General features: G+C 70.0%; 8 protein-coding genes. 1 reads left to right on the top strand and 7 read right to left on the bottom strand.

The features are described from left to right. Positions 1-2: 2 nt before the first annotated feature. Together J2X41_RS06965 and J2X41_RS06960 are read right to left on the bottom strand one after the other, a co-directional pair. Complete coding sequence (locus tag J2X41_RS06965) at positions 3-3,245, bottom strand: autotransporter outer membrane beta-barrel domain-containing protein (protein WP_310080747.1); 3,243 nt, start codon at positions 3,243-3,245, stop codon at positions 3-5. A gap of 264 nt (positions 3,246-3,509) precedes the next feature. Beyond that, positions 3,510-6,218 (bottom strand): Tat pathway signal sequence domain protein, encoded by a 2,709-nt coding sequence (locus J2X41_RS06960; protein WP_310080745.1) that lies wholly within the window; start codon positions 6,216-6,218, stop codon positions 3,510-3,512. A gap of 122 nt (positions 6,219-6,340) precedes the next feature. On the opposite strand from J2X41_RS06960, the gene J2X41_RS06955 reads away from it, so the two are divergent. Continuing rightward, a complete protein-coding gene (locus tag J2X41_RS06955; protein WP_310080744.1) occupies positions 6,341-7,582 on the top strand; it encodes an SGNH/GDSL hydrolase family protein in 1,242 nt (413 codons plus the stop codon). A gap of 143 nt (positions 7,583-7,725) precedes the next feature. Here the strand turns inward: J2X41_RS06955 and galA are convergent, their stop codons facing one another. The 5 genes from galA to J2X41_RS06930 all read right to left on the bottom strand — a co-directional run bounded on the left by galA (position 7,726) and on the right by J2X41_RS06930 (position 16,638). After that, on the bottom strand, positions 7,726-10,278 hold the full coding sequence (galA, locus tag J2X41_RS06950) for a beta-galactosidase GalA (RefSeq protein WP_310080743.1): 2,553 nt from the start codon (positions 10,276-10,278) through the stop codon (positions 7,726-7,728). Positions 10,279-10,425: 147 nt separating this feature from the next. Next, complete coding sequence (locus J2X41_RS06945) at positions 10,426-13,446, bottom strand: TonB-dependent receptor (protein WP_310080741.1); 3,021 nt, start codon at positions 13,444-13,446, stop codon at positions 10,426-10,428. Positions 13,447-13,580: 134 nt separating this feature from the next. Further along, positions 13,581-14,585, bottom strand: coding sequence for a FecR domain-containing protein (locus tag J2X41_RS06940; protein WP_310080740.1), 1,005 nt, complete (start codon positions 14,583-14,585; stop codon positions 13,581-13,583). A 9-nt stretch (positions 14,586-14,594) separates the two neighbouring features. Continuing rightward, positions 14,595-15,149 carry a sigma-70 family RNA polymerase sigma factor gene (locus J2X41_RS06935; protein WP_310080739.1) on the bottom strand — a complete coding sequence of 185 codons (555 nt, stop codon included), beginning with the start codon at positions 15,147-15,149 and terminating at the stop codon, positions 14,595-14,597. A gap of 124 nt (positions 15,150-15,273) precedes the next feature. Then, positions 15,274-16,638 (bottom strand): arabinogalactan endo-1,4-beta-galactosidase, encoded by a 1,365-nt coding sequence (locus J2X41_RS06930; RefSeq protein ID WP_310080738.1) that lies wholly within the window; start codon positions 16,636-16,638, stop codon positions 15,274-15,276. Between the last annotated feature and the right edge of the window lie 218 nt (positions 16,639-16,856).

Raw genomic sequence — 16,856 nt, 5'->3', positions numbered from 1 at the left:
GGTCAGAACATCGCCCTTCCGGTCAGTCGCGCGGTGTACTTGGTCTGCTTGCGCGAGGCCTCGGCCCCGCCCTCCAGGGCCAGGTAGGACAGGGCCGAGCCGGCGCGCAGGGCGACGCCCAGGGTCACCGCGCCATTCTTGTCGTCCGAGGCGGCCAGGGTGAACGGCGTCCCGCCCGCGAAGCTGGCGATGGTGTCGCCCATGGCCCCGGCCAGGGTCCGCCGGTAGCCGACCCGCAGCTCGGGCCGCACCCAGACGTCCTTGCCGTACTGCCTGCCCAGCACCAGGCCCAGGTCGCCGCTGAGGTTGTCGGCCTTGCGCGAGGCCACGGTCAGGTCGAAGCCGGAGCCGCCGCCGTGCTCCTTGCGCTGACCCTCCCACAGCCAGACATAGTCCAGCCGGCCTTCGGGGCGCAGATAGACCTCGCCCAGCCGGGCCTCGTAGGCCAGTCCCGCGAAGGCGTTGGCGACCATGCCGTTCCAGGCGGCGGTGTTGGTCAGCTTGACGTCTACCGTGCCGTCGCCGTCGACGTCCTCGCTGACGAAGCTGCGGTCGCCGTTGAAGCGGCTGTAGCCGACCCCGCCGCCCAGGTTGAAGCGCCAGCCGCCGACCGACCGCCGCCAGTAGAGCCCGGCCTGCAGGATCGAGGCGGTGGTCTTCTCGCCGGCCTTGGCGACGGTGTCGTGCTCCTCCAGGCTGACCGCCGCCAGGGTGACGCCCAGCGCCCCGCCGGCCTCGCCCATGGCCTCGTAGCCGGCCACCATGCCCAGGGCCTGGGTGTCGGAGCCCTGGGTGTCGCCGTCCTCGCGGCGGACCAGGGCGTTGATCTCCTGTACCCAGACGCTGTCGGGCCCGTAGCGGTCGCCGATGTCGGGACGGTTGGCGGTGGCCGCCGAGATTTGCTGCTGCACCGTCTGCAAGGCCGAGAACAGGCCCTCGCCCTGGCTGGGCAGCATCTGGTCGTAGAGGTTGAAGAAGCCGTCGTGGGTGCTCTGGTTCAGGAAGGCGCCGGCGACGTCGGTGTTGTCCGACAGGGCCGCGAACACCGCGTCATAGGCGCTGGTCTGGCTGCGCGACATCGAAGCTTCCGAGGCGGTGCGCCGCCGCACGTCGATGTCGATGTCGTTGCCCGAGGCGTAGGCGTTGGCGACGTACAGGTAGGAGGTATGGCCCAGCAGGTCCTGGTTGATCGTCCCGGCCGTCAGGCTGCCGGCCTGGATCACCGTATAGGTGGTCGGGGCGGTCAGCAGGCTCTTGAAGTTCAGGCCCAGGGTGGCGCCGGTCTCGATCGTGGCGGTGTCGACCACCAGCTTGGTCTGGGTCCCGGCGGTGGGGTCGATCGAGAACACCAGGGTGCTATCGGCGCCCAGGGTCAGGCTGGTGGCCTTGATGGTCTCGGTGTTGGTCAGGCCCAGCGAGCCGTCGCCGATCTTGATGTCCAGCAGGCCATCGCTGTCGGTCAGGGCGCCGACCATGTAGCCCGTGCCGTCGATGGTCAGGCGGTCGGCGCCCGCGCCGAACGACACGTCGCCGATCAGGCCGCCGTTCAGGATCGACAGGCTGTCGGCGCCCGAGCCGAACAGCACCCTGCCGCGGATCAGCGGCTCGTCGGCGTCGTCCACCCCGTCGCCGTCGGCATCGGCGTCGGCTACCCCATCATCGCCGTCGTCGCCGTCGGTGACGCCGCTCTGGACGATGGTCACGCCGGTGGTGTTCTTCGAGACGTCGATGGCCGTCGCCGTGCCGTGGATGACCTCGTTGCTGGCGTCGGTGTCGGCGTCGTCGGTGTCGTAGTCGTCGTCGGTGGCGACGACATAGGCGGTGATCCTGCCGGTGTTGGTGATGGTTTTCAGGCCGCCGCTGTCGTCGATGATGGCGTAGGACGAGCCGCCCTCGCCGGAGACGGTGGCGCTGATCGTGCCGGCGTTGGTCACGCTGGTCATGCCGGCCCCGGCCGCGATGCTCAGGCCCTTGGCGGTGACGGCGGTGTCGCCGATCACCGAGGCGGCGAGCGAGCCGGTGTTCCACAGCGTGTCGGCCACGGCGCCGGCGTTCAGCTTCAGCCCGACCGCGTCGCCCTCGTAGGCGCTGGCCGAGATCGAGCCGGTCAGTCTCACCCCGCCGGTGACGATCGTCGACAGCCCCGCGTCGCCGCCCAGTTGGACGCCGGTGGCGCTGATCCCGTCATGGACGCCCGCCGCGGTCACCGAGCCCTTGATGATCAGGCCGTAGGCGTCGTCGCCCGTCCCGACCGCGCCCAGGGTCACCGCGCGGGTGTCGGAGCCGACCCGCAGGGCCGGGGCCGAGCCGTAGGCGGTGACCGAAGCCGTGCCCTCGCTGCTGTCGGTGACGCCGTCGCCGTCCTCGTCGTCGGAGGTGTCGTCGTTGGTGTCTGTGGGCGGGGCGTCCAGCAGCACGCCGCCGGCCACGTCGGCGGTGACCTTCACCCCGCTGCCGCCCTGCAGCAGGTCGTCGGCGTCGAGCAGGGCCTCGTCGTCGGGATCGGAATAGCGCGAGGTGACCCGGTAGCCGGTGGCATAGACCGAGCCCTGGATGACGAGCGCGCCGCCGACATCGCCGTCGACCGCCAGGCCGACGCTGCCGCCGCCCAGCACGCTGATCGAACCGTTGCTGGTCAGGCCGCCGCTGATCGTCCCCGTGGTGTGGATCCCGTAGCTGCGGTCGCCGGTGACGCTGATCGAGCCGGCGTGGACCAGCGAGCCGGTCAAGGGCGCTTCCAGGCTGATACCGGCCGAGTCGTTGCCCTCGATGGTGATCGCGCCCGTCGAGTCGTTGGTGATGGTCCCGACGAAGGGCGTGGTCCCGGTCAGGCGGATCCCGTAACGGCCCGAGCCCTTGGCGAAGGCGCCGTCATAGTCACCGTCATCGTCGTCGTCGGTATAGGTGTAGTCCTCGGTCAGGCTGATGGTGGCGCTGTTGAGCAGGGTCCCGGCGTGGCCGCCCAGCACCAGCACGCCGATCGAATCGGAGACCCCGACGCTGGACAGCGCGCCGGCGTTGGTCAGGGTGTTGTTGCTGTCCAGCGTGGCGATGGGGCCCGAGGCGCTGAGCGTGATCGCGCCGTCGCTGGTGATCTTGACGTCGTCGGCGGCCCCGGACGCGGCGGTCGAGGTGGCGATCGGCGTGGTGCGCGTACTGCTGGTCACCTGGGTCTCGGCCGCCGCGCCTCCGGCGCAGAGCAGCAGGGGAGCCAGGGCGGCCGAGGCGAGACGTTTGCGGGACATGGACGGCCTTGATGTGAGCCGTCCTTGCCTAGAGCGCCGCCGTGGCCGGCGGATGACCCCCCGGTATCGACGCCGATAAGTTGAGGTGTTCGTAGGCGACGCCATGTTTCGGCAGTGTGTCGACCCTCCCCCTGTGGGGGAGGCGATCGCGCAGCGATCGGTGGGGGGAGTTTTGGGATTGAAGATCCAGGCGGTGGTCGCCGGCCGATGACTCCCCCCTCCGTCGGCTTCGCCGACACCTCCCCCACAGGGGGAGGGGCGGATTTAGTTTCCCGTCGGCAACGCCTCCGGAACCAGCGCCAGGTTCATGATCGCCGCCAGGCCCCATTGGGCCGTGCCGTTGGTGGTGACCCCGGCCGCCTCGTCGATGGGGTTGAGCACGTCGGGGCCGGCGACATGTTTTGTGGCGGTCGACAGGTTCAGGTCCTCGACCACGCCGCGTCCGAAGAATTCGCTCCAGGCCCGCTCGCCCAGGGCCTTATCGCCCAGCCGCCAGGCCGCGTAGGCCGTCAGGCGCGAATGGCCCTGGCGCAGGCCGTTGGCGCCCAGCGGCCGGCCGAACTGGGCGATCTGCTCGGCGCGCGGGGCGTTGTACCAGCGGCAATAGTCCAGCCAGGCCTTGTCGTAGGCGGGCTCGCGGATCAGGGCCAGCATCTCGACATGGATCTCGGGGGCGCCGAACGCCGCGTTCAGGTGGCCGACCGCCAGCTTGTCGCCCGTCCCGGAGAACGTGCCGGTCTTGACGTCGTAGGTGGCCGCGCCCGCGAACCACTGCTTCTGCAGGGCGGCGATCGACTTCATGCCGGCCAGGATCCGGTCGCGCCAGCGTACGTCGCCGGTGCGCTCCCACTCGGTAAACCAGGCGCCGCACAGCGAGCTCCAGTCGGTGCCGAACGAGGCGCGGATCTCGCCCTTGGGCCAGGCGCCGTCCTCCAGCTTGCGGCCGATATTGACCCGGGTCAGGGCCTCGTCGCCGTCGACCAGGTCGCGCATCAGGTCGCCGACCCGCTCGTCGGCGGTCAGGTAGTAGTAGATGCGGCGGTAGATGGCGTTGCTGACCCGGGGCTGCTTGGAGCTGTCGCCCCAGTGCTGCACGCCGTGCCGGGTGCCCAGGCCCCGGTAGGGTCCGACATGGTAGACGTCGACCTCGCCGGTGTGGCGGGTCATGGCCTCGGCCATGCGGAACACGTCGGCCCGGCCGCCGCGCAGGTAGCTCAGCCACAGCCACAGGTCGGTCGACAGCTCCGAATTGTCCCAGGCGAAGCCGCCGATGTCGTAGCGCCAGACGTGGCGGTCGACGTCGTAGCTGTGCATGACGTCGCCATAGTCCCAGAAGCCGTACCAGCGGCGCTGGGCGATCTGGCCGAGGTAGAAGTTCAGCAACTGGTCCTGGCGGTCCTCGATCCGGGCCTTCTGCGGCGTGCCCCGGTCCGGCAGGCTCCAGGCGCCCAACACATTGGCGGCGTGGATCCGTTCCGGCGTCGCCATCAGGCGCGGCGGCTTGTCGTTCAGCTGGGCCATCTTCGGGAAGGCGCCGCGGGCCGGGGTCGTGTCCAGGGCCCACAGCCGCAGCTCGGTGGTGCGGGCGATCCCGGTGGGCGTGCCCCAGTCCTTTTCGTAGTCCTCGTAGGTGATATTGAGGCCTTCGGTCTCCTGGGCGTGGGTCTCCATGCCCAGGCCGTCGTGATAGAAGCGGGTGTCCATCACCGGGGCGTCGGGCGACCACAGCCAGGCGGTCAGCCGGGCGACCTCGCCGGCCGCGCCCTTGATCTCCAGAGCCGTCGGCGGCGCGCGCCAGAAATTGCCCAGGCCGATCGCCGCCCCGCCGCTCGCCCCGCCCACATAGGCCACGCCGCTGGCCCGCTGGCCGCCGTCGGCATGGATCCAAGCGTGGCCCGGGGCGGTGCGCTTGCGGAGGGTGAAGCCGTCGGCCGTGGGCTGCGACAGCAGGAAGTCGCCCCAGGCCGGGATCAGGTGCAGGCCGGCGCGGACCGGGGCGGCCATCTGGTCGGCGGGGGGGACCTTGCGGCCGGCGATCTGGGCGTCGCGGAACGCCGCGCCCGGGTCGCGGCGCAGGCCGGTCAGCGGCTTGACCGCCTCGGCCCAGAGCCCTCCGTCCTGGCCGGTGAAGCGCACGTGGCGGTCATAGAGCTCGTCGGCCATCGGCACGTCGGCGGTGACGCCCAGGCCGCAGACGAAGTCCTTGGCCGCGTCGCCGTCGAAGATGAAGGTGTGCATCATCCGCAGCGAGTCCGCGCCGGCATAGGCGTAGAAGCGGACGATGAACGGCGCCCAGGCGCGGCCTCCGCCCTTGTGCCGGCCCTCGACGCGGACCACCGCGCGGACCGGTCCGTTTTGCTCGACCACCAGCTTGTCGATCACGCTTTCGAAGGTCTTGCGGCCCACCGGCGCGGCGCCGATCTCGGGCGCGTCCTGGGTCTGGAGGACCAGGCGGACATTGTGCAACACCTCGCGGCCGCCTCGGGTGGCCGAGGCGATCAGGGCCGAGCCGTCGCGGGGGAAGCGCCAGGTCGCCGGGCCGGTCGAGACCTCGACGGCCGCTGGGCTCTCGGTCACCCGGACGCCGGGGCCGCCGGCGCCGGCCTTGCCGGGCTCGATCGTCAGGCGCGCGCCCAGGTCGCCGGCCCCGACCGCGTGGGCGGTCCATTTCAGCGAGCCGTCGGGCCAGTAGGCCAGGGGCCAGGTCTGCAGGGCCACGGGCGAGCCGTCCGACGCTCTGGCGCGGAAGGCCTGCTTGCGGGGATAGGCGCCTTGCGGCCAGGGTACGCCCCAGGTCTGGCCGGCGTTCAGGGCCGGGGGCGCGCCGTCGATCCACACCGCCTCGGTTGGCGGCAGGGACTTGGCGGAGGTGGCCGAAGCAGGGCTGACGGCCAGCGCCGGACCCGCCAGGCCGACCATGGCGCCGGCCAGCGCCGTCTGGGCCAGCACCTCACGTCGGGTGGGAGAGTTCATGGCGCGCTTCCTCCTGCGCGCCGCCTTCGGCGCCGCCGGCCGGATCAGCGCGATCTTGCCAGCGACGCTAATTCCATATTCTGTGACGTCAATCCATTTTGTGAGATCTTTGGGAGGGTGCGATGCGGCGGATCGGAACGCGGCTTTTGGGGCTGGCGCTGTGTGTGGGGCTGGCCTGGCCGGCGGCGGCGGCCACCACGCCGCCGACCTGGACCGGCTCGTGGGCGACGGCCCTGGTTCCGACCGACGCGGCCAACCTGCCCGCGCCGCAGGGCGAGGTCACGATCCGCCAGGTGGTGAGGCTGGGCGCGGGCGGGCCGCGCCTGAGGCTGCGGCTGGCCAATACCTTCGGGACCGCGCCGCTGCGGATCGACGGCGCGCGGGTGGCGCTCGCGGCCGCGCCCGGCGGGTCGGGGATCGTGGCGGAGACCGACCGGGCGGTGACCTTCGACGGCCAGGCCGGCGTGACCATACCGCCCGGCGCGACCTGGCTGTCGGACCCGGTGAACCTGCCGGTCGCGGGCCTGGCGCGGCTGGCCGTCAGCCTGCGCCTGCCCGAAGTCCCGCGCCAGGCCAGCGTGCACCGCTCGGCCCGCACCACGGCCTTCGTCGTCGCCGGCGACCAGTCGGCCGCGCCGGAACTGGCGGGCGCCACGACCTTCACCCAGTGGGCCCAACTGGCCGGCGTCGACGTCGAGCGGCCCTCCGGCAAGGGCATGGCGGTCGTGGCCCTGGGCGACTCGATCACCGACGGCTCGGGCGCGGGCGTCGACGTCTACGAGCGCTGGCCCGACGTGCTGGCCGCGCGGCTGCAGGCCGACCCGCGGACGAAAGGCGTCTCGGTGCTGAACGTCGGCATCGGCGGCAACAAGCTGCTCAAGGACGGCAGCGGCCAGGCGGCCCTGGCCCGACTGGATCGCGACGTGCTGACCCAGCCGGGGGTGAAGGCCCTGATCGTGCTGATCGGCATAAACGACATCGGCGGCCTGTCGCGCGAGGGCGAGGTGACGCCGGAAAAGCGGACCCAGGTCGTGACCGGCCTGATCGCCGCCTACCGCCAGATCGTGACCCGGGCGCACGAGCGCGGCATCAGGGTGATCGGGGCGACGATCCTCCCGTGCGGCGGGACCAAGGTCTACCGTTCCGACGCGGACGCCGACGCCGACCGCCAGGCGGTCAACGCCTGGATCCGGGGCTCGGGCGTGTTCGACGCGGTGCTCGACTTCGACCAGGTGACCCGCGATCCGGCCCATCCCGAACGCCTGCTGCCGGCCTATGATTCCGGCGACCAGCTGCATCCCTCGCCGGCGGGTTACAAGGCGATGGGCGAGGCGGTGGCGATCGGGGCGTTGGTCAAGCGTTAGGGGTCAAAAGGGTTGTCATCCCGGAAGCGCGTAGCGCTGTCCGGGACCCAGGTGAACCGCACCGCCTTCGCCCAGTCCCCTGGGTCCCGGACAGCCTCTGCGAGGCTTCCGGGATGACAACCCTTGTTGGAAGGAGAGGGTCGTTAGCCGCCCACCGTCACGCTGACCGTCGCCGCCTTCAGCCCCGGCGCCGAGGCGGTCACGCGCAACTCGCCGGCCTGGCCGCGCCGGGTGCGGACGATCGCCTGGCACAGGCCGTTGAAGGCCTTGCGCTGGCTGGCCACGTCGGCCTCGTGGCTGGTCGGGTCGCCGTTGCCCACGCCGATCACCTCGCCGGGGCCGGCCACAGCGAAGGTCACCAGGTCGTCGGCGCGGGGAACCGGGCGGCCCTTGGCGTCCAGCACCTCGACCTTGAGGATCGCCACGTCCTGGCCGTCCGCGCGCAGGCCAGTCTTTAGGAGGGTTGGGCGGTCGGCGGTGATCCGCAGGCTGGCGGCCGGGCCGGCGGTCTCGCGGCGTTCGCGCAGGATGACCTTGCCGCCCTTGTAGCCATGGGCCTCGATCACGCCCGGCGCGTAGGGGACCGACCATTCGACATGGTGGTTGGGGACGACGTCGCGGACGCCCTGGCTCTTGCCGTTCAGGAACAGCTCGACCCGGTCGCAGTTGCTGTGCGCCCAGACCGCGATCGGCTGGCCCTCGCGGCCCTCCCAGTTCCAGTGCGGCAGCAGGTGCAGCAGCGGCTCGGGCCGCCACCAGGCGCGGTAATAGTAGTAGTTGTCCTTGGGGAAGCCGCAGGTGTCGAGCGCCCCGAAGTGCGAGCTGATGCTGGGCCAGCGGTTGAACGGCGTCGGCTCGCCGCGATAGTCGAAGCCGGTCCAGATGAAGCCGCCGGCCATCCACGGGCGGTCGGCCGCGTGGCTCCACCACTTCTCAGCCGTGGTCGCCCACCAGGGATGCTCGGTGTCGTAGGCCGGCACGTAGAGCTTGGCGTCGTCGCGGGCGTATTCGCCGCGGGTGGCGACGGTGCTGGCGCTCTCGGTGCCGATGATCGGCACGTGCGGGAACCTGGCGTGGAAGTCGTCCATCTTCTCGTGGCGATAGTTGAAGCCCTGGACGTCGATGACCGCGCTGATGCCTTCGCCGAAGCCGTTGTCCATGGCGGCGATGACCAGGCGGGTGGGGTCCAGGCGATTGACCAGCCGCTTCATCGTGGTCGCCACCTTGGCCCCGCGCGCCGTGCCCTGCTGCGGCTCCTCGTTGCCGATCGACCAGAGGATCACCGAGGGGTGGTTGCGGTCGCGGCGGACCAGGCGCTCCAGCTCGTCCATCGAGGTCGGATCGCTGGACATCCGCCGGGTCTCGTCAATGACAAGCATGCCCAGGCGGTCGCAGGCGTCCAGCAGTTCCGGCGTCGGCGGATTGTGGGCGGCGCGATAGGCGTTGCAGCCCATGCTCTTCAGCTGCTCCAGCCGCCAGACCTGCAGGGCGTCGGGGATGGCCGCGCCGACCCCGGCGTGGTCCTGGTGGTTGCAGGTCCCTTTCAGCTTCACCGACTGGCCGTTCAGCAGGAAGCCCTTGTCGGCGTCGAAGGCGATCGAGCGGACGCCGAAGGGCGTGACGTAGCGGTCGACCACGGCGCCGCCGACCTTGACCTCGGTGACCAAAGTGTAGAGGTGCGGGGTCTCCAGCGACCACGGGACGGGATCGGCCAGCGTCACGGTCAGGGCCAGCGACTGGCGCTCCCAGGCCGGCAGCAGGCCGGTGGCCGGCGCGGGGGCCAGCACCGGCTTGCCGGCCGCGTCGAGCACGGTGTGGGCCACCGCGTAGTCGGCGCGGGCGTCGCCCTCGTTGACCAGGTCGGTGTCGATCGACAGGGTCCCGTCGAGCTTGGCGCGCACGAACACGCCCCATTGCGGCACGTGGACCGGGGCGGTCTTGACCAGCCAGACGTGGCGATAGAGGCCCGCGCCCTCGTAGAACCAGCCCTCGCCCAGGCTGGCGTCGACCCGCACGACCAGGGTGTTGTCGACGCCGAGGTTGGCGATGTCGGTGATGTCGACGCGGAACGGGCTATAGCCGCTGTCCTCGCGCTCGAGGATGTAGCCGTTGACGATGACCGTGGCGTCGCGGAACGCGCCGTCGAACTCGATCGACAGCCGCTTGCCGGCGTCGGCGGCGGGCAGGGCGAAGGTCTTGCGGTACCAGCCGACGCTGGTGTCGGGGAATTCGCGGCCCAGGGGCTTGTAACCGTGGGCGGCGCGCAGGTCCTCGTCGTCGGGCTTGCCGGACGGGACGAAGGCGGGGTTGTCGACGAAGGGCAGCTCGACGGCCCAGTCGTGGGGCAGGGTGACGGGCGCCCAGGCGCCGGCGTCGAACTTCGGGTCGGAAAGCTGGCTGACCGCCCAGTTGGCGGCGGTGGCCCCGGCCTTGGCGAAGGTGCGCTGGTTGGCCCCGAAACCGAAGTCGCGGGCCGGATCCTGGGCGTGGCCCAGCTTGAACCGCCAGTCGAAGTTCAGCGACAGGCGCTCGCGCGGGGCCAGGTCGACGGCGGGCGGGGACGACGGCGCCGAGGCGGCGGGCGTCTTGCCCCTGGGCGCGGCGGCGCGGGCGGACGCGGCGCCGACCCCCACGCCGACGAAGGCGGCGGCGCCGGCGGTGGCGGCCAGAGCTTGGCGACGGCTGAAATCGACCATGGGGACCTCACGCGGAAAACAAAGAATGGGGAGGAAGCGGTCGGCTTCCTCCCCAGGGCGCAGGATCATCGGGAAGCCTGATGGATCCAGCTCGGCGAACCAGGCTCGCCGCCGCCACCCCGCAGGACGAAGGGGTGGCGGAAAGGGTCAGAACTTCACCGTCACGTCCATCAGGTAGCGACGACCGTAAAGGTCGTAGCGGCCCAGACGGTCGGGGGTGTTGTCGCGGTACATGCGCAGGCGCTCGTTGGTCAGGTTGTTGACCTGGAAGCGCACGGCGACATGGTCGTTGAAGGTGTAGGAACCGCTGAAGTCGAGGGTCTTCTCGCTCTCCAGGGTCTGCAGATCCGCGCCGCTCCAGCCGTAGATCACGGTCATCGGCGAATGGTACTTCCAGCCCAGGCGCGCCTCGACCGGACCGTTGGCGTACCACAGGTCGACCGTGGCGGTGTTCTTGGCCAGGCCCGTCAGGGTCAGCGGCTTGGTGACCGGCTGGAATTCCCGCAGGTTGGACTGGACGTAGGCGTAGTTCGAATAGATCCCGAACTTGCTCAGCGGTCCCGGCAGGAAGAAGAACGGCGTCTGGAAGGTCAGCTCCAGGCCCTGGATGTGGCCGCCGCCGCCGTTGACCGGGCTCGACACCGCATAGGTGACGCCATTGTAGGTCTCGGGCGTCTGCTTCCAGCCGATATAGGTGTCGACGTCCTTGTAGTAGTAGGACGCGGCGACCAGGCCCTCCGAACGGAAGTACCATTCGGCCGAGGCGTCGAACTGCACCGCCTTGAACGGCTTCAGCTCGGGGTTGCCCGCCGAACCGGTGAAGGGCGACCAGGTGGTCAGGGTGCGGCTGGCGCGCAGCTCGTCGAGCGGCGGGCGGGCCACGACCTGGGCCAGGCCGAAGCGCAGCACACGGCCCTGGTCGAAGTCCAGCTTGACGTTGGCGCTGGGCAGCACGTCGGTGTAGTCGCCGCCCACCGAGACCGCCGAGAAGGTCGCCAGGCCCGGGTCCTGGCGATAGCCCTCGCTGTCGGTCTTGGTGCTGACCACGCGAACGCCGAGATTGCCGGTCATCCAGGCGCCGGCGACGCCGTCGGCCGCGAAGTTCAGCTTGCCGTAGGCCTCGGCCACCTTCTCGTGCACGCGCCAGCGCTGGGCCAGGTTGTCCACGGCGTTGGCCGCGTCGAAGCCGTGGTCGCCGTAGGCGGCCTTGGCGATGGCGTCGATGTCGCCGGTCAGGATGTTGGGGACGTTGAAGCTGCTGATGTTGTACGAGCTGAACAGGCTGGCCGGCAGGGTCACCGACTGGAAGCAGGTGCCCCAGGTCTGGTCCTTCAGGATCGGGCTGTTCGTGGGCAGGTTGCCCGGGTTGGGGCAGGTCGCCCACGAGGCCTGGTCGTGGTCCTTGACCCGGTCGGAATAGCGCCCGCCGAACTGCAGGCTCTTGAACGCCCCGCCCGAGAAGTCGCGGGTGAAGTCCAGGGCGCCGGCCACCAGTTCGTCGTTCAGGTGCTCGGGACCGTCGTTCTGGCCGCCACGATAGCTGGGCGCCACCTGGGCCAGCTTGGTGGGGTCCTCCGTCGTCGTGACGCTGGGCTTGACCCCGGCGCGGGTGTCGTAGGTCATCGAGGCCGGATAGACCTCGGTGCGCACGGCGCGCCAGTTGTTGGTCCGCTCGGCCTGCGAGTAGGACAGGTCGCCGGCCACGGTCCAGGCGTCGTTGGTCCACTTGCCGTTCAGGCCCCCGGCCCACAGCTTCTTGTCCTCGGTGTAGCGCGCGATCACCGAGGTGACGGCGGCGAAGGGCAGGGTGGCGGCGACCACGTCGCCATTGACCAGGGTGTAGTGGGCGCCGGCGGCGTTGTAGTCGCCCCAGTTGCCGTTGTTCCAGTTGCCCATGTTCTGGGCGTAGATCTGCTGGTCCTGGTTTTCGGTGATCTTGATGTCGGAATAGAGCAGGTCGGCCTTCAGCTCGAAATGGTCGGTCGGCTTCCATTGCAGGCCGGTCGAGACGCCGGTGCGCTTCTGGTCGATCTTCTTGATCTCCAGCTGCATGCCCCAGGGCGTGGGATCGACCTTGCCGTCGCCGTTCAGGTCACCGCTGAAGTCGCTGGCGCCTTGCGGCTGGCGCATGACCGAGTCGTTGTAGCCCCAGCCCTGGAACGAGGTGTAGCCGTTCTTCTGCTTCTGGCTGGTCAGGCCCAGAACGATGGCCAGGTCGTCGTTGAACCTGTGCACGAACGAGCCCGAGGCGCGGTAGCCGGTCTGGCCGTAGTTGGGGATGTCCTTGCCGCCGTCGTAATAGACCGGGCCGGCGCGGACCACGAATTGCGGGCCCTTGTAGTCGAGCGGGGCGATCGTATCGATGTTGATGGTCGCGGCCACGCCGCCGGCGATCAGGTCGGCCGACTGCGACTTGTAGACCTGGACGCCCGAGACGACTTCCGACGGATAGATCTCCCAGCGGACGTTGCGGTCGGGCTCGGACGAGGCGACCTCGCGGCCGTTGATGGTGCCCAGCACCAGGCGCGCGCCCAGGCCGCGCACGACGGCCTGGCTGTCGTTGCCGCGGTCGCGGGTGGCGTTGACGCCGGGCAGGCGGGCGATCGACTCGGCGATGGTGACGTCGGGCAGTACGCCGATGTCCTTGGCCGAGATGGCCTCGACCACCTTGTCGGAGCCGCGCTTGACGTCCAGTGCGTCGCGCAGGCTCTTGCGCACGCCGGTGACGACGACTTCATCGACCTGGGCGACGCTTTCCTGCGCCGAGGTCGACGCCGGCGCCTCGGCGGCCGACCCGGCGATGGACGACGCCGGCGCGCCTCCGCGGATCAGGACCACGTTCGAGGCGGTGCGCTGATAGTTGAGGTCCGAGCCCTTGAGCAGCAGGTTCAGGGCCTCGGCGCTGGTGTAGCGGCCGCGCAGCGCGGAACTCTTGCGCCCCTGGACCACGGCCTTGGTGAACAACACCTGGGTGTTCGACCGGTCGCCGAACGCCTTCAGGGCCTGGTCCAGGTCCTTGGCCGGAATGTTGAATTCGTAGGTCTGGGCGACGGCGGCCTGGCTCTGGGCCAGGGCCGGCGCGGCGGCGGCGAGACCCGTCAGCAGAATGGCGCTCGCGGCGCCGGCGCAAAGGCCGTGGCGGCGTCCGCGTGGACGATAGGCAGTCATCGGTTTTCCCTCCCGGTCCGCGGTTCGCTCTGGCGACCGTCTTGGCTCTCGAAACCCGCGGATATGGGTTACGACGCGGCTCTTGGCGGAGCCCTCAAAAAAAACTTCACCGTGGCCTGGATCAGGTCTGTGGATCAGCCGCGGGAGCGGATCTGGACGACGGACTCGCCGGTCGATACGTCGACCGGAAAATAGCTCTGCACCGCCTCGACGAAGGCCGGGGTGTCGCCGGCGTTGAAGATGCCGCTGATCCTCAGGGTCCGGGCGGGGTCGTCCTCGACGACGATCTTCACCCGCGAATAGTTGTTCATGCGGGCGACGGCGTCGGCCAGGCTTTCGTCGTCGAACACCAGCTTGCCCTCGCGCCAGGCCATGGCCCGCTCGACGTCGACGGCCTCGTGCATGCGCGGCGCGGCGTCGGCGGCGAAGACCAGCTGTTGCTGCGGAACCAGTTCCTTCGGCGGCGGGGCGACACCGCGGGCCGAAGCGGTCTCGGTCACCGCCACCCGGCCCTCGACCAGGGTGACGACGACCCGCTCGCCCTCGTGTTCGACGGTGAAGGCGGTGCCCAGGGCGGTCACTGTGCGCGTGCCGGCTCGCACCCTCATCGGGCGGGCCTTGTCCTTGGCCACCTCGAAATGGGCGCGACCCTCGACCACTTCGGCCAACCGCAGGGCGGGCGAATAGGCGACCTTGACCAGGGTGTTGGCGTCTAGGGAGACGCGGCTGCCGTCCGAGAGGGTGACCGTGCGCTGTTCGCCGATCGCCGTTCGCAGGGTCTGGCCGGCGTCGGGGTGCAGCCGTCGCCAGCCGTAATATGCGAGCGGCGCGGCGGCCAGGACCGCGAGGCCAGCGGCGAAGCCGCGACGACCAAGGTCGAATCCGCGTCGCCGCCCGATCCCCCCGGCCCGGTCCAGCGCGTTGCGACGCAGGACCAGCAGTTCGGGCGCGGCCGCCTGTTCGCCGAACAGCGCCCAGCTCGCCTGGACGTCCTCGAACGCCTGCCGGTGTTCGGGCGAGGCGTCGCGCCAGTCCTCGAAGGCCTCGAAGATCGCCGCGTCATCCGGAGAGTCGCCCAGGCGCATGAGCCAGCGCGCGGCCTCTTCGTGAACGATGCTGTCGGACAAGGATCGGGCCACGGACCTGCTCTAGAACGCGCGAGCGCGCCTTGCCAGATGCGCCAGCGCCTTGATCATGTACTTCTCGATCGAACTCGACGAGACGCCGTACAGCGTCGCGATCTCGGCGTGTTTCAACCCTTCCAGTCGATGCAGGATGAACACGTCGCGGGTGCGGGCGTCCAGCTCCTCCAGGGCGGCCAGCGCGGATCGCAAGGACTGCCTGCCTTGTAAGACGCGCTCGGGCGAACGAACCTCAATGTTTTCGTCGCGGTGAGCCGCCTCGGCCAGGTGCTCGGCGAAGGTCTTGGCCCGGCGCGCCCGGTCGCGCAGAAGGTTCACGGCGGTCCGGAACAGGAAAGCTTCGGGATTGTCGATCCGCTCGCCGCCGTCGCTGTCGGTCCTTTGCAGGCTGCGGACCATGCGCAGGAACACCTCCTGGGTCAGGTCCTCGGCCTCGTCGCGACGGTGGACGCGGCGCAGGAAGAAGCTGGTCAGCGGGCCGCGATACCGCGCATTGAGGCGATTGATCCGCCCGTCGTCGGGCGTCTCCACCTGTTGCTGCGCCGGGTTGTCCCGCGGCATCGCGACCTCCTCGACCGGCGCGCCCCCGCGCCCGACGTTCCCCTGGTCCGACAGCCATATCGCCGTTTTCGGGGAATCTCCATTCATATTATTAAACAGACAATCGAAGGTCGAGTCCGACAGATCAAGGTTGCTCGCGCAGGGGAACGGTGGCCGCGCGGTCGCCGATCGTGGCGGTGACCGCCGGCGCCTCGGCCACCGCCGCGGCGGTCGCCGCCATGGCCACGGTCACCGAGGTCTCCGGCATCAGGCGTGTGCGGTAGACGAAGACGTCGCCCTCGCGGGTCATGGGCCTGGGGCCGACGCCGCCCAGGAAGTCGCCGTCGATGAAAGCGGTGTCGGTCGTCGCCCTGGTCTTGAACGTCACCTCGACCGGCAGCACGTAGGCGTGCTTCAGCCAGACCTCGGCGCTACCCAGGGTCTCGCCCTTGTAATCGAACACCGCCGCGTTCTCCCAGTTGGAGCCCTTGCCCCAGCGGGTGCCGCAGGTCCTGGTCGAGACCCAGGCCGGTTCCCAGTAGAAGACGCCCGTGCCGCCGCTGGCCAGCACCAGCTGAGTTAGGTCGACCAGGTAGCGCTTCTGGCCGTCGGGCGTGGCCGGATAGCCGGCGATCAGCGAGTCCTCGCCCAGCAGGTTGGGCGAGCTGTCGGCGTTCTGGGTGGTGAACGGATAGGCCGTCTCGACCACCAACACGTCGGCCGCATAGGCGTGGCGCAGGCGGTTGATCGTCTGGCCCAGCTGGGCCATCGAGCGCTTGGACCACTTGCTGTAGTAGCTGAGGCCGATGATGTCGTAGTCGGTGACGCCGGCCTTGGTCGCCGCCTCGAACCACGGCTCGGCGTTCTCGGGCTGGGCGATGTGCAGCATGATCCGCGGCCGGGTCCCGGTCTCGCGGCCGGCGTCGCGCACCGCCTTGATGCCGGCGTTGAACAGCAGGGCGTTGCGGTCCCAGTGGATGGGCTCCTTGGCCTTGGCCAGGCTGGAGACGATCTCGCCATTGGTCTCGTTGCCCACCTGCACCAGGTCGGGCATCAGGCCCTCGCGGTGCAGTTCTATCAGGGTGTCGTGGGTGAAGGCGTACAGCGCCTTGGCCTGGTCGGGCGTCGAGAGTTTCGCCCAGGCCTTGGGGGCGACCTGCTTGTCGCCGTCGGCCCAATCGTCGGAATAGTGGAAGTCCAGCAGCACCTGCAGGCCGGCCGCCTTGGCGCGGCGGAGGCTGCGCTTGACGTCGGCGAGGTTGGAATACTTCGTCCAGTCCGGGTCGTTCCAGATGCGGATCCGCGCGGTGTTGGCGCCGGCCGACTTGAAGAACCGGTACTGGTCCACGGTCTTGCCGCCGGCCTTGTAGACCGCGCCGCAGTCGTCCATCTCGTTGGCGTAGGAGATGTCGACGCCGAGATAGATCGGGGGCTCGGCGGCCCGGGCCGCGTCCAGGCCGATCAGGCCGGCGACCATCGCGGCGACGATGAAGCGGCGCTTGCCCCGCATGGCATGTCCTCCCGACGTTATGCGCCTCGCGAGGCGGCGGCGCGGAAGGTGTCGGCAATCGTATATAAATCAAGCGCGGAGTTTCGAAGATCCTCCCCCTGTGGGGGAGGTGTCGGCGAAGCCGACGGAGCGACTGTCTGGTCTGTCAAGCGGCGACCAGGGCGCGTCGAGCGTCGCGGGCCTTGGCGTTGAGGCGCACGAGCAGCTTTCGGGCCAAG

The organism is Caulobacter sp. BE254 (assembly GCF_031457295.1).
Lineage (GTDB): Bacteria > Pseudomonadota > Alphaproteobacteria > Caulobacterales > Caulobacteraceae > Caulobacter.
The sequence above is the reverse complement of the archived record's forward strand: the minus strand, read 5'-3'. Positions and strand labels throughout refer to the sequence as shown.